11 protein-coding genes and 2 pseudogenes are annotated in these 13,679 nt (G+C 69.8%); 7 read left to right on the plus strand and 6 right to left on the minus strand.

Going from position 1 to position 13,679, the window contains the following annotated elements:
• Positions 1 to 266: pseudogene (locus AB0442_RS39375) on the minus strand (glutamine--fructose-6-phosphate aminotransferase); the annotation flags it as partial.
• A gap of 75 nt (positions 267 to 341) precedes the next feature.
• A complete protein-coding gene (locus AB0442_RS39380; protein WP_366168330.1) occupies positions 342 to 1,892 on the minus strand; it encodes a polysaccharide deacetylase family protein in 1,551 nt (516 codons plus the stop codon).
• Positions 1,893 to 3,151: 1,259 nt separating this feature from the next.
• On the opposite strand from AB0442_RS39380, the gene AB0442_RS39385 reads away from it, so the two are divergent.
• The 3 genes from AB0442_RS39385 to AB0442_RS39395 all read left to right on the plus strand — a co-directional run bounded on the left by AB0442_RS39385 (position 3,152) and on the right by AB0442_RS39395 (position 6,425).
• Complete coding sequence (locus AB0442_RS39385; protein ID WP_366168331.1) at positions 3,152 to 4,297, plus strand: glycosyltransferase; 1,146 nt, start codon at positions 3,152 to 3,154, stop codon at positions 4,295 to 4,297.
• A gap of 114 nt (positions 4,298 to 4,411) precedes the next feature.
• On the plus strand, positions 4,412 to 5,635 hold the full coding sequence (gene wecB / locus AB0442_RS39390) for a UDP-N-acetylglucosamine 2-epimerase (non-hydrolyzing) (protein WP_366168332.1): 1,224 nt from the start codon (positions 4,412 to 4,414) through the stop codon (positions 5,633 to 5,635).
• Positions 5,636 to 5,813: 178 nt separating this feature from the next.
• Positions 5,814 to 6,425 (plus strand): family 16 glycoside hydrolase, encoded by a 612-nt coding sequence (locus AB0442_RS39395; RefSeq protein WP_366168333.1) that lies wholly within the window; start codon positions 5,814 to 5,816, stop codon positions 6,423 to 6,425.
• Between the two features lie 122 nt (positions 6,426 to 6,547).
• Here the strand turns inward: AB0442_RS39395 and AB0442_RS39400 are convergent, their stop codons facing one another.
• Both AB0442_RS39400 and AB0442_RS39405 read right to left on the minus strand, forming a co-directional pair.
• A complete protein-coding gene (locus tag AB0442_RS39400) occupies positions 6,548 to 7,636 on the minus strand; it encodes a hypothetical protein (protein WP_366168334.1) in 1,089 nt (362 codons plus the stop codon).
• A 428-nt stretch (positions 7,637 to 8,064) separates the two neighbouring features.
• Complete coding sequence (locus AB0442_RS39405; RefSeq protein WP_366168335.1) at positions 8,065 to 8,673, minus strand: hypothetical protein; 609 nt, start codon at positions 8,671 to 8,673, stop codon at positions 8,065 to 8,067.
• 329 nt (positions 8,674 to 9,002) lie between these two features.
• Here AB0442_RS39405 and AB0442_RS39410 point away from each other — a divergent pair, with 329 nt between their 5' ends.
• From AB0442_RS39410 to AB0442_RS39425, 4 genes and pseudogenes are all read left to right on the plus strand, one after another.
• Positions 9,003 to 9,545, plus strand: coding sequence for a class F sortase (locus AB0442_RS39410; RefSeq protein ID WP_366168336.1), 543 nt, complete (start codon positions 9,003 to 9,005; stop codon positions 9,543 to 9,545).
• Positions 9,546 to 9,732: 187 nt separating this feature from the next.
• Positions 9,733 to 9,969, plus strand: a pseudogene (locus AB0442_RS39415) (transposase); the annotation flags it as partial.
• A 48-nt stretch (positions 9,970 to 10,017) separates the two neighbouring features.
• Positions 10,018 to 11,301, plus strand: coding sequence for an IS3 family transposase (locus AB0442_RS39420; RefSeq protein ID WP_366168337.1), 1,284 nt, complete (start codon positions 10,018 to 10,020; stop codon positions 11,299 to 11,301).
• A 179-nt stretch (positions 11,302 to 11,480) separates the two neighbouring features.
• Positions 11,481 to 11,720 carry a DUF6296 family protein gene (locus tag AB0442_RS39425; protein WP_366168338.1) on the plus strand — a complete coding sequence of 80 codons (240 nt, stop codon included), beginning with the start codon at positions 11,481 to 11,483 and terminating at the stop codon, positions 11,718 to 11,720.
• A 26-nt stretch (positions 11,721 to 11,746) separates the two neighbouring features.
• Here the strand turns inward: AB0442_RS39425 and AB0442_RS39430 are convergent, their stop codons facing one another.
• Positions 11,747 to 12,403 (minus strand): hypothetical protein, encoded by a 657-nt coding sequence (locus tag AB0442_RS39430; protein WP_366168339.1) that lies wholly within the window; start codon positions 12,401 to 12,403, stop codon positions 11,747 to 11,749.
• A gap of 443 nt (positions 12,404 to 12,846) precedes the next feature.
• Complete coding sequence (locus tag AB0442_RS39435; protein WP_366168340.1) at positions 12,847 to 13,248, minus strand: type VII secretion system-associated protein; 402 nt, start codon at positions 13,246 to 13,248, stop codon at positions 12,847 to 12,849.
• Between the last annotated feature and the right edge of the window lie 431 nt (positions 13,249 to 13,679).

A 13,679-nucleotide genomic window follows, 5' to 3' on the forward strand; every position in this document is an offset into this window, starting at 1 on the left:
TGGGGGTGGGCATTGGCGTCCGTGGGGCCGCCGTGGGTGGCCCACCGGGTGTGGCCGATGCCGGTGGTGCCCGCCGGCAGCGGGGTCTCGGCAAGTCGCTTTCTCAAGCACATGAGCTTGCCGGCCCGCTTCTCGGTCGCCAGGCCCTCCTCGGTCAGCACGGTGACTCCGGCCGAGTCGTACCCGCGGTACTCCAGGCGTTCCAGCCCTTCGATGACGACGTCCAGGGCGTTCCGGGGCCCCGTGTATCCCACGATTCCGCACATAAAGATCAATACCTACTTCGGATTTGGGGTCCCGCCGCCGGCCGGACGAGCGGTCGGCAGCGGGGTGATGTCCGGTCAGGGACCGAGGACCGAGGTGGGGGAGACGAAGGTGTAGCCGAGCGCCTTGATCCCGTTGACGGTGTCCCGCAGCGCATTGAGCCCGTACGAGGGGTGGTAGAAGAAGCTGGCGAAGCCGTCCCTGACCGTGAGGTTCAGCTTGGCCGAGTTGATCATGTCGGCGGGCAGCCGCGGCGGGTTGTTGTTGGACATGACCGGCTCGTAGTTGCCGAGGTTCTCCGGTAGCACGCTCTCCCCGTACACGTCGCGTACCAGGTAGGGGAAGAACTGGCCGATCAGGTTGCTGTAGTTGATCGGGCCTCCGTTGAGCTGGCCGCCGAAGTACAGCGAGCGCTCGTAGCGGGCCTTGAAGAGCGGTTCGAAGGTCTTGTAGTCGGTCGCCGAGCCCGCGTAGTGCGGGAACTCGAAGATCGTCGGTGGCGTGAGGCCGGCTGCCTTGAACTCGTTGATGGCCGAGTTGACGCGGGACTGCGCCCAGGCGGCGGAGTCCTCCGCGACCGGCCCCTGGTGGATGACCCAGTCGGTGTTCTGGCAGGGCGCCCGGAACTGGTACGGCGGGGTCTGGGTGATGGAGCACTGGGCCCGGTAGAACTCGAAGTCGTCGCCGGTGACGCCGTCGTACGGGTTGGCGATGTTGCTGTACTGGTGCGTGTAGCCGTGCATCAGCATGGTGCCGCCGTTGGCGATCAGCGACTTGATCGCGGCGATCATGAGGGGCGACTGGGAGAGCTTGATGGTTTCCGGCCGGCCGTTGTTGTAGGTGCCCTTGGGGTCGGTGTAGACCGGAATGACGCCGAAGCTGAACGGGATGTTCTGGGACTTCAGGTACTGGCCGATCCGGGTCAGCTGGACCGGGTCCTCGGCGGGGCTGATGTCCTCGAGGCGGACCATGGCCCGGTGGCGGGTGGGGGTCGAGGGGGCGAGCGCGTCGAAGAGCAGGTCGCTGAAGATCATCACCCGGTCGGTCTCGTTCACGTAGGAGAACGGGATGTCGCCGATGTAGGTGAGGTTGCCCGAGCGGATCGCCCAGGGCACGGACGCTCCGGTGCTGTCGGTCGCCGAGGCGAGCACCGTCACCTTGGACGCATCCGTGATGTTGTCGCCCAGCACGCCGCCGCCGTTGAGGTTGCTTCGGGTGAGCGACTGGCCCTTGTAGGAGACCGAGGTGATCGGGTTGAAGTTGAAGTAGGAGTTGGTCGGGTCCCAGCCATAGGCCGCGGAGAACTGGGCGGGGCCCATGGTGTTGGCCAGGTTCCAGATGTTGTCGTACAGCCAGACGACGGGGTGCGTCGTGGTGCTAACGTCGCTGTAGAACGCGGCGGGGATGCCGTCGGGGATGGTGCCGCCGTAGTAGGTCGAGCCGAAGTAGATGGTTGCGGTGTAGTTGTTGACCTGCCCGGCCTGGTAGGAGCTGACCGGCATGGTGGTCACCGTGCCGAAGTGGCCCGCGAGGTTGGCCGTCACCATCGCGTACAGCTCGCCCAGATGCCCGTACGGGCCCGTGGTGTCGTAGAGCACCAGCGTGCTCGTGTCGGTCGCCGCTGCCACGGCGTTAGCGGCCGCCGGCTGCGCCAGCGTGGAGGCTAGCACTGCTGAGGTCGCGCCGGCCGTGGTCGGTGCCGCGGACGGCGGGGACTGCAGCTTCTTGTGGGGGTCCTTCGAGCGCTCCTTGTCGGCCTTCTTCTGGTCGTTGCCGAAGGCCGCGGAGACGTCTCCGCTGAGCGGCTGTTCGAGGGCCGATGACTTGTTGGGGTGATCCGGAGGTGGTTTCGCGGATGCGGTGTACGGCGCTGCCAGGCTGATGCTCAGGCCTAGGGCGAGTGCTGCCGCAGTTCGCGAAGGACGGGCCCACCTTTTTGAAGGCGAAGGCATGGTAGCCCCTCGTGCGAATAGCAGATAAATTCATTGACGCGGAGAAGTGTTCCGCGGTGACCGAAAGCGACGCATCTCGCGCGGCTCGGCTGAACGTCCCCCAGCCTGTCCCCGGCCCTCGCACTGCTCACCCTCGCAAGGCCTCTGCGGCAACAACCACGCAGCGCAGGCGTGTTAATGATGCTGTCATCGAGGTGGTGGCCTGTCAACACCCCCTCGGCAAGAGTCACCAGGAAGTTTCGGCGGGCGACTCTGAGTGAAGGTCGGGAGAAGGTGATTCGTCAACGAATTCTATTATTGAACAGCCCGGCCCCTTGTGGTAATTTGGCCGTGATCAGTCCCATAGGGGCGAGTGATGATCCGAGTCGGGTCCCCCGCGGTCCTTCAGGTGCCGCGGGAGGTTAGACGGTCGCCTCCCTGACTCGGGGAGTGAGTGGCGAGACCGGCCCCCTGCATCTCGACAGTGAGGGCTACGCCATGGCTAGCATCCGATCACACCCAATTGTCCTGCGTATGCGACCCGTGACTACCTCCGGGTTCCCCGGGACCTTGTTCTCCCGGGCTTCCAGGCCTCCGTTCTCCTGATTGGGCAGTCCCATGTACGGGAGTTGCGGCGTCACCAGTGGCGTCTGCCTCACCGCGGCATCCGTGTTGCCGTCCGGCATGTCCGGATCTGAGATCGCCCGCGTCCTCCTCGAGGTCGCCGGCGCAGGGTTCGGACTGTATGCGGCCACCGGCTTCATGGTTCTGCTCGCCGCCACCGTGCTGCGCCTCCGCAGGCGTGCCACCCGACCCCGCTCCGGCCCGGACGCCGGAGCGCCCACGGTCCACCGAGGTGCGCCGTGGTGACCGTCCTGCTGTGGCTGAGCGCGACGGTCATTATCACCAGTCTGAGCTATAACTCCGGCCTGTTTGCCTTATCGCGCCGTCACATCGTGCTCGCGCCACCCGAAGAAAGACGCCGTTTCTACGTCTTCCTGCTTGCCTGCCTCAACGAGGAGAAGGTGCTGGGGGAGAGCCTCCACCGGCTGCTGACGTTGCCGGTGGACGACTGCATCGCACTGGTCATTGATGATGCGTCAGATGACGCAACCGCCGAGATCGTACGGGCGGTGGACTCCGAACGCGTCCTGCTGCACCAGCGCCACCTCCCGAACGCCAGGAGGGGCAAGGGCGCTGCTCTCAACGACGGGCTGCAGCACCTGGCCGGTTCCGGCGCACTGGACGACCGTGCCCCCGAGGACGTGGTGATCTGCGTCCTCGACGCAGACGGCAGGCTGGAATCCGAGGCCGTCGCTGAGGTCGACCGGTACTTCACCGATCCGGCCACCGGAGCCGTGCAGATCGGCGTCCGGATGTACAACCGGGCCGACAGCCTGCTGGCCCGCATGCAGGACATGGAGTTCGTCGTCTACACCGACATCTTCCAGGCCGCCCGCCGGCACATCGGCAGCGTCGGCATGGGCGGCAACGGCCAGTTCATGCGCCTGAGCGCGCTGCGCTCGCTCGGCCCGACGCCCTGGAGCGACCAGCTGACCGAGGACCTCGACCTCGGCATCCGCCTGATCGCCGCAGGCTGGACCAACCAGTACTGCTCCACCGCGGCCGTGCACCAGCAGGCCGTGATCAGGACCCGTCGGCTGATCCGCCAGCGCTCCCGCTGGTTCCAGGGACACATGCAGGCCGCCCGGCTGCTGCCCCTCGTCCTGCGGGAGATCCCGCCGCGAGCCGCCGCCGACCTGACCTACCACCTGTCCAGCCCGGCGATGCTCCTGCTCACATCCCTCCTGCCGCTCGCCTTCGCGGCCGGGATCGCCGGCTTCGCGGCCGACTCCTTCGCCTACGGCCACAACACCTTCCCGGTGCTCTGGCTGATCCCGCTGTATGCACTCGCCTTCGCCCCCGCCTACGCCTACGCCTACGTGTACCGGAAGCGGGAGCGGCGACTCGGCCTGCTGCGCTGCCTGCTGCTGGCCCACCTCTTCGTGGCCTACGGCTACCTGTGGTTCGCAGCCGGCTGGTGGGCCGTGGGCCGCGTGGTGAGCGGCCGCACCAGCTGGCTCAAGACCGCCCGCACCTGACGCTTCGTCAACTGCGTGTCCCGGAGCGACGCTGACGTGCACCCGTACACGTCCCGCCACCGCTCCCCCACGCCCTTCCACCCGTCACTCCACCTCGCCCGGAGGAGAGCCACCATGTCCCACCTTCCCCTGCCCCCGCTCGGCACCCCCACGACGCCCAGCCGACTCCAGCACCACGGACTGCGCCCACTGCACGCAGCCGTGATCCTGGGCACCCGTCCCGAGGCCGTCAAACTCGCCCCGGTCGCCAGAGCCCTGGACGACTCCGAGGACTTCGCCCCGGTACTGGTCAACACCGGGCAGCACCGCGAGATGACCGACCAGATGCTGGACCGCCTCGAACTGACCCCCCATCACGATCTGGGGGTGATGACCCACCGCCAGCAGCTGTCCGACCTGACAGCCCTCCTGGTCGGCAAGCTCGGCGAGGTGCTGCGCGCAGAAGGACCCGACCTGGTCATCGTCCAGGGCGACACCACCAGCACCCTGTGCGGCGCCCTCGCCGCCTTCTACGAACGCATCCCGGTGGCCCACGTGGAAGCCGGACTGCGCAGCGGCGTCCTCGACAACCCGTTCCCCGAGGAGCTCAACCGACTGCTGGTCACCCGACTCACCCGCTGGCACTTCGCCCCCACCGAGTGCGCCGGCACCCGACTCAAGTCCGAGGGCGTGCCCGCCGACAACATCCACGTCACCGGCAACACCGTGATCGACAACCTGCTGTGGACACAGTCCCGGGGTGTCGGCCGGTCCGCATTCCGCACCCCCCGCCGCGGCATCCTGGTCACCCTGCACCGACGGGAGAACCAGGGCGACCAGATGCGCGCCATGGCCGCCACGCTGCTGCGCCTGGCCCACCGCAACGACGTCGAGATCCTGCTGCCGGTGCACCGCAGCCCGGCCGTCCGCGAAGTGCTGCTGACCTCGCTCGGCAATCACCCGCACATCACGCTGACCGAACCGCTGGACTACTTCGACTTCACCGCCTCGCTGGCCGCCAGCGAGATCGTCCTCACCGACTCCGGCGGCGTGCAGGAAGAGGCCCCCAGCCTGGACAAACCGGTCCTGGTGCTGCGCACCACCACCGAACGCCCCGAGGTGGTCTCCACCGGTGCCGCCCGGCTCGTCGGCACCGATCCCGACGCCATCCACACCGCGACCAATGCCCTGCTGGACGATCCCGCCCTCTACCGGAGCATGGCCGACGCCCGGAGCCCGTTCGGCGACGGCTGCGCGGCACAGCGAATCGTCACCCGGCTGGCCGAGGACTTCGCGTCCGCCTCACCGGCCGGCTGCGCGGTCGGCGCGGCCACCGGTGACATCCTGGCACAGCGGTGAGACCCGTCCGCGGCCCTCGCCCGAGACGACAGACGCCGCGAAGTGGACCATGCTGGTGGACATGCACCTGGACCGGCCCACATGGGCCGTGCTCACAGGCGGCCGGGCAGGCCGCTCGCCCGGACCGGATCCCGGCCAGCCTCGGCCCGGTCGACGGATCCGGTGGATCCTTCTGACCGTGGGCACCCTGCTCATCACGCTCGTTCTGGTGGTGGCCCTCGGCCTGACCTCCGGAGCCGGTAAGAAGGCATGGCCCGGGGGGACGGTGCACGGACCCTGGCGCGTCGTGTTCGACGGTGAGGGATCCGTCGGCACCGACGACGGCACGGTGAGCCTGAAGCCCCGTCGCCCCGTCCTGCCGTCCGAGACCCACGCCGCGCTGGTGGTCTCCGTCGATTCCCAGGGGGACTTCGACTACCGGCTCCAGATGCGCACCGTCGAGCAGCTCCGCCGGCCCGACCCCAACTCCTGGGAGGTCGCCTGGGTTGTGTGGCACTACACCGACCCCCAGCACTTCTACTACTTGGCCCTCAAACCCACCGGCTGGGAACTGGGCAAGGAGGACCCCGCCTACCCGGGTGCTCAGCGCTTCCTGGCCACCGGCCCCCCCGCCTACCCGATCGGACCTTGGTACGACGTGGAGATCCGGCAGGCTGGCCCGACCATGTCAGTGGTTGTGGAGGACCGGCCCCTGGTCACCTTCACGGACAAGGAGCGCCCCTATCCGGAAGGCAGCGTCGGTCTGTACAGTGAGGACGCCCACGCCGAGTTCCGGCACTTCGCGCATTGAACGCACGCAGGCGGTCATCTCCCGCCGCCGCCCACCATGTCGCGGGTGCTGTCCACGGTGACCGCCAGGGCCACGCGGATCGGGCGGCCGGTGACCCGGCCGTCGCCCGTCCTCACGCTGCCTCATTCTTTCGGGGCCGGAAGGATGACGGAATCGTTCTCCGCGAGGCCGGAGATCACTTCTGTGAGCCGATCGCCGGCAAGGCCGAGTCGTACCGTCGTGCGAACGGGGACGCTCTTGCGGCACTCCCCGTTCTCTTTGATGTCGTCGCACTGCAGAACCAGGACGTAGTCCCCTTCTCTGTCGTGGTGGACCGCCGACGGGGGCACCGCAAGTACATGGTCCCGTGAGTCCAGGGTCAGCGTCACTTCGGCCTGTATTCCCGGCAGTACGCCCGCTGGGGGGACCGGTAACCCCAGCTCCATGAGGTACTTGGCCGCCTGCCCGCCGAGGTCCGCGGTCCGGACGTCGGATCCGTCCTTCCCGGCGGCGGGCTGGTCCCGGCTCCCCGGCGACACGGCCGAGGTCGGAAGGCCCCCGAGTGTCGTCGTCGCACGGGCCCTGGCGTCCGGAACCGTGACCATGGCCTGTTGTCCCACCCGCAGCTTTGCCAGGGTGCCGGCGTCGATCGACGACTCGACCTGCAGTTCGTCTGCCCGCAGGACCACAGCGGGCTCCTCGCAGGATGGGTGGGCTCCGACGGCCGTGTTCACCGACTCGACGAACCCGGCCGCCGGCGCGGTGATCGTGCTGGCGGCCACTGCCTGCTGGGCCTGGTCCTTGCGCTGTTGGGCCATGGCCACCCTCTGCTGATCCGAGGCCAGCTGTTCCTCGGGGAGGCCGAGGAGGGAGCTCGGCGTCGAGGTGGCTAGCGAGGCGGACCGGGAAGCACCGGCGGCCGGAGTTGGGGCTGGCCGGCTTATGGCGGCCTGACGGGCTTTGAGGGCGGCGGTCGCTTGGGAGAGTTCCTGTTCCGCCGCGGAGAGGTCGCTCTGGGCGCGCGCGGTGTCGGCCCTTGCCAGGACCGTTCCCGCAACGACGTGGGTGCCGGCCACGACGGGGAGGGACGTGATTTTCCCAAGGCCGGCAGGGGGATTGTCGACGGCAATCCGACCGCACGTGTCGGTTTCACCCGGTTTCGTTTCGGTGTAGGCCGCCACCAAGCCGAAATAGAGCCAGTACGTCGCAGCCCTTGTCACGGTTCCGTCCATTCGGACGGTAACTCGAACATCGTCCCGCTTGACGGTGAACACAGGATGCCGTTCAGGGTTCCGTGTCAGAATTGCGAGGGTGGCCCCCATCGCCGCAGAGGCGATAAGGAGCGACAGCCAGCGCCACTTCCGGCTCCGGCGGCCCGGTGCGGACGCCGAACGCACGGAAACCCGACCACGGCGCAGACTCAAGGCGGGTGACATCTCCTTCGAACCTGTGCAGGAGAAAGCCGGGTAACGGTCCGACCGCCTGCCCGGCGTCGCTGCACCCAACCGTCGGACGTACGGATAATGGCAACCTCGGAAGGGGAGGTCAAGGATTCTCCGCGGTTGTCGCCGGGTGTGCTCCGAACGCCTTCCCCGTTTGGCTACTGTCGAGTGGCGTGCTGGAAAATTCCGTGCCCAGACGTAAGGATTCCTCCTGTGCCTTACGGGCGGTGACCGGCCGAGGTGCACCGCGACGCTTCATCCCCTTCCATGAGAGAAGCACGGTCCTGTGCGCCGGTCCGATCCAGACCTGGCCCCGTGCGCCGCCACGGCATCGATGTAGCTGTCCCGGACCGTACCGGACGATGGGAACCATCCACGATGAACTCACGAGTCGTCTGCACAGCCGTACTGGCGGCTGCTGTCGCTCTGGCGGCGGCGACACCGGCCGTCGCCGCCACCGTCACGGTCAACCCGACCGGCGTCGCCGCCGGACAGTCCCTGTCGATCACGGCCACCGGCTGCACCACGACCAGCGGTGTCCAAGCCGCTTCCACCGCCTTCTCCGCGCCGGTGACCCTGAACCAGTCGACCTCCAGCGCCGGCACCCTGTCCGGTACCGCAATCATCGCCACCTCGGCCACCGCGGGTCCGTACACGGTGTCCGTGACGTGCGACGGCAACGCTTCCACGGCCACGTTCACCGTCACGGCCGCCACGGGCAGCCCGACTCCGAGCCCCACAGGGAGCGGGAACCCGTCAAGCCCAAACCCGACGACGACCGTGACGGCCACCATCACCGCAACTGCCACCACGCTCGAGACCGTCACGGAGAGCCCAATCCTGACGCTCTCCCCCACGGGGGGCGTGGCTGCCGGGGACGGCAGCAGCCAGGCATCGACCGGACCCGGCCCGACGGTCGTCGGACTGGGGCTCGCAGCCATGGCGGTCGGCTCCGCACTGGTGGTCCGTCACATCCATCGTCGGCGACCCGGTGCACACCGATGAGCAGGGCCGCCGCCGAGGCCTGGGCCGTTCCTCGTTGATGGTGGCGCTCGTCCTGCTCCTCGGAGGCGCCGGCTACGGGGCCGGAGCGTACGTTCTCGCCCCTCGTACCGAGTACCAGCGGATACCCCCTCCTCAACCGGACCACAGCGGTGTGCCGACCCTGCCCGTCGATCGACCCACCGGTGGATCGCCGCAGATCGAGGCCCTCGCGCCGTCGGTCCCGGTGCGCATCGACATTCACCGCCTGGGCATCCACGCGGAGATCATGGCCGGCGGACTCAATGCCGACGGATCCCTGGCCGTGCCTCCCGAGGACCAGGCCGACCATGCCTCCTGGTACAGCGGAAGTCCGACCCCGGGAGCGACCGGTTCCTCGATCATCCTTGGGCACGTCGACTCCCGAAAGCTTCCTCGGGGCAGAGCGGCCTTCTACCCCTTGGGCGCTGCGAAGCCCGGCGACGAGGTGGAAATCACGAGAGCGGACGGCACCGTGGCCGTGTTCACCGTCGACACCGCCACCGTGGTACCCAAGGACAGGTTTCCGGCCGACGCCGTCTACGGCGCCCGACCGACTCCCGAGCTGCGCTTGATCACCTGCGGTGGCGCATTCGTGGACGGCGCCTACACCGGCAACGTCGTGGTGTTCGCGCACCTCACTCGTAGCCGACCGGATGTGTGGGGGGAGCCGAGCTGAAGCAGGAGCGGGTGGGTGCAGAACCGGACCTGCTCGTGAATGAGATGACCCCCGCGGTGTGGTCACACCTGGCAATGGATCTTGTTGGCCCAGGAAGGTGAAGATCCACATGGCCCAGCCATCGAAGTGCAGTGCGGAGTTCCGATCGGACGCGGTGGCGTTGTAGCGGGCCTCGGCGGGTCGGCGGACGTTCAAGGACGTCGCGGCCGATCTGAACGCCAACCCGGAAACACTGCGGTCCTGGGTGCGGGCCGCGGACGCCGAGACGGCGGGCGGGTCCGGGCGGAACGCGGAGGACGTGCAGGCGGAGCTGGCCCGGCTGCGGGCGGAGAACGCCCGCCTGGCGAAGGCCGAGAAGAAGTGGGAGCTTGGGCGGGAGATCCTGCGGCGGGCGGCCCGGTATTTTGCTCGGCAGATGAAGTGATGGCCCGCCGCTGGGACTTCATCTCCGCCAATGCCGAGGATTTCGGGCGTGCAGCGGCTGTGTCGGATACTCGGCGTCTCCCAGTCCGGCTACTACCGCTGGTTCGCCGCAGGTGAGGCCTGCGCCACGCGCCGGACCGAGGACAACGCGCTGGCCGCAGAGATCGGGAAGATCCACGCCGAGCATCGCGAGGCCTACGGAGTCCGGCGTATCCACGCCGAGCTGCGGGCCTGCGGGCGGGTGGTGAACCGCAAACGAGTGGCCCGGCTGATGCGCGAGCATCGCATTGCCGAGCGTCACCTGCGGCGTCGCAAGCGCACCACCATCCCGGACCCGGTCGCGCCGCCGGTGGCGGACCTGATCGGGCGGGACTTCACCGCCGAGCGCCTGGACGAGCGCTGGTGCGGCGACATCGCCTACATCCAGGCCGCCGGCGCGTGGCGGTTCCTAGCCTGCGTGATCGACATCCGCTCGCGCCGCGTGGTCGGCTGGTCGACGGCCACCCACATGCGGACCTCGCTGGTCGTCAACGCGCTCCAGGCCGCGGTCGCCGCCCGGGGCGGGGACGTCACCGGAGTGGTCTTCCACGCGGACCGCGGGGTCCCCGGTCTGTGGAGACTGTGCGGCATGGAGACGACGGTGGGCCTCGACAAGAAGGCCGTGCGCACGAGGCCGTCACCTGCGGGTGGCGGCCTTCGGCATGGCGGCCGGAGCGGCCGCCCGTTCTCGCAGCGCCCATGCACGGGTGCGGGCCTCATCGGAGGGCCGGATGCCCTGCGCGGTCGGGGTGGTGCCAGCCAGGTCAAGCCGCAAGGCGTGGATGCGCCGGGCGAGGACGATGGAGATGCGGCGGCGGGCGCTGCCGCGGACGGCGGCGACAGTTGCGGCGCTCTGCGAGCTTGCCAGGATGCCCTGGTGAACGACGACGCCGCCCCCAGCAAGGCCGACCAGGTCCGCCTCTACCTCGAAACCCTGCAGGCCCGCATGGATCCCGACCAGTTCCGGGTCCTGCGCCACCTCGTCAGCCGCTCCCTCTCCGTCCTCGCCGCACCCGACGGGGAAGGCCACCTCGACCTCGACGACGAGGACAAGACCCACCTCACCCCGGAGGTCACCAACGAACTCCTCGTCGTCCTGGCCATCGCCGCCACCGGCACCATGGACCACCACGTCGTCGACCTCGGCGACGGCGCGGCAACCGTCATGGACGCCGACACCGCGAACGACCCCGAAGCCGTCCAGGAGATGCGCGACTGGGCCGCGAAGCAGCGCCGCGAACGGGAGCACACCGACGCCGTCCTGCGCGGCATCGCCGACGCCTCCAACCCCTGATGCCGCGAACCGCCCGAGTACGGGTACGCGACGCAAGGGCCGTCTGCCCGCCGGCGTCGGCGTGTCTCGGCGGGGCGGGGCGAGAGCAGGCACACGGCCTGACCAGCGTGCCTCCCGCCACCGCGGCCCCGCACCGACGTAGGGTCGAGACAACGGCGGCAGATCAGGAGGCGATGCCGGTGGCCCCCGCACCGTCCCGCTGGCTGCTCACCTTCCCCGGCCGGCCCGGAGCCCACGGCGAGCAGGACGCCGTACTCGTCGAGCAGCAGGCCGGCTACGGACCCCACGGACACCCGGTCTACGCCGACGCCGAATGCACCGTCCGCGTGGAGATCGAAGAAAGCGGCCTCGTCCACATCCTGACCCTCATCGACCGGACCGAGCCCGACACACCCATACACGCCCAACCCCTGCACTGACGCGGACACCCGCCGGCCGACGGCGCCTACGCGCGGGCGCTGCCGCCGCCGGCCTCCAGCTGCCGCAGCTCGGCCTCGGCGCGCCGCTGGTCGGCGACCGCGTCGACCCCGAAGTCCACCGCCCGCACATACGCCGCGACCCTGCGCCGGGCGAGGTCAAGCAGCTGCCCGCGGGGCCAGGGCTCGCCACGGCCGGCCGCCTGCCCGGAGCGCACATTGTCGTCCGTCACCTCCGCCATGGCGCGCATCGCTGCCCCCACCGCGGCCAGGTCCGACAGCTGTCCGCTCCGCCAGACCAGGTACTCCTGGCGCAGGTAGCCGATCGCACCCTCCTCGCCGTCCCACTCGGGCGCATCCGGGCCGAGCGCACCGCGGCCGGTGCCGCCGTGCCGGTCCATCTGCCGCAGCTGCATCGCGGCGCCGACGGCAGCCGGGTTCGACCCGCCGCCCGGCCCAGCAACAGCACCGCTGCCGGCGCGCGCCGGGGCCGCCGCGGGCAGCGCGGCGCGGTCGAGCAGCGCGGCATGGCGCAGCACCCACTCCCGGTCGTGCACCTGCGGGGTGCCGTGGTCGGCGCGGACGAGGTTCAGCATCGCCGCCGTCTCCACGTGCGGCTCGGGGGCGTCCGCGTAGGCCTCCCCCGGCGTCGGGGCGGCCGGGCCCGTGGTGGTGTTCGTCGGCATCCTGCAGTTGCTCCTCGGCGCTGGTCGGATTGGGCGTTGCGGACGGGGCTGGCCTGCGGGTGGCCGTGGTTGCCGTACCGCCCGCGGCCTACGGGCAAGGGCAGCGCGTCCCTGGACTCCAGTCTCGGCGCCCCAGGTGCCCGGTGGGGACGGAACCCCGGGATCTGGCGGCATTTCACTGCACAGTGCCTGCCCGGAGTAGCCAGCGGCGGGCCGGTGCGGGGTGGTGGCTCTGCACGCCGCGGCTGCGGCTGCTTGGGGCGCCGGTGTGCAGCGCGGGGTGCTGGCTGGCTCAGTGGAGGTCTGCGGCGGGGATGGTGACGGACAGGCTGCTGCCGGGATCGATCCGGCAGGTCGAGCCGGGCGGGCGCGGTGGCGAGGAGTTCGGCGACGGTGAGGGTGCGCCAGCTGTGCCAGTCCTCGGGGGTGGGGGTATGGCCGGTTTAGATGTCGAGGACTGGGCTGCCGTCGGGGCGGGTGGTGAGGCGTGGGGTGCCGTCGGGGTGGGCGGGGACGATCCAGGTGTGGGCGCGGGCGGCGGCGATCAGGTCGTGTTCGCTGCCGTGGCCGGTGGCGGCGGCTTGGAGGGCGGCGGTGACGGGGTTGTCGGGGGCGGGCAGACCCAGCGCCTGGGCGGTGGGCCGGTAGTTCGGGTTGTGGGTGAACGGTCCGATGGCGCCGTGCTCGTCGACGGGCCAGGCGCCGACGACGGCGTGGCCGGGGACGGGGCCGTCGGGGTCGTAGGCGGGGTCGACGGAGTAGAGCCAGCCGCCCTTGCGCTGGAGGGCGGCCTGGCGGAGCTCGTCGGTGATCGGGGGTTCGACGGGGTCGGGGGCGGTGTTCACGAGGTCTCCAGCCAGCGGCGGTGGGCGGCTTCCTGGTCGGCGACGGTGGCCAGGTCCGTGGGGGCGGGAGGCGAGGATCGGCAGGAGGACGGGCTTGGTGTCGGCGATGGGCGGCAGGAGTTGGTAGGCCTCCTCGCCTCCGCTGTCGCGCAGGAAGCCGCTGGGCCACGCGTCGCGGCGGGCACCGGCGACGGCGAGCAGCCAGCCGAGCGGTTCGAGTCGGCGGCGGGCGTCGAGGAGAGCGCCGAAGCCGTCCCAGCCGGTGCAGGAGCAGGACCTCGGTCAGGGCTCGTGTGCTCTCCCGTTCGCGGTGCGCTTCACGGGCGGTGGCCCATAACGACTTGGTGCGCGATTGAGGGTGGGGCGTGTCGGCCTGGAGGGTTCGGCTGGTGATCTTCAGCGCTCCGCGCAGCGGTCGGAGACCAGGCCCG

Origin of the sequence: Kitasatospora sp. NPDC085895, assembly GCF_040702125.1 — a bacterium.
In the GTDB taxonomy this organism is placed as follows: domain Bacteria; phylum Actinomycetota; class Actinomycetes; order Streptomycetales; family Streptomycetaceae; genus Kitasatospora; species Kitasatospora arboriphila.

Bases quoted from the DNA above. Each gene is read 5' to 3' on its own strand.
- wecB (WP_366168332.1), top strand. From the start codon at position 4,412: ATGTCCCACCTTCCCCTGCCCCCGCTCGGCACCCCCACGACGCCCAGC.
- AB0442_RS39400 (WP_366168334.1), bottom strand. From the start codon at position 7,636: ATGGACGGAACCGTGACAAGGGCTGCGACGTACTGGCTCTATTTCGGC.
- AB0442_RS39430 (WP_366168339.1), bottom strand. From the start codon at position 12,403: ATGCCGACGAACACCACCACGGGCCCGGCCGCCCCGACGCCGGGGGAG.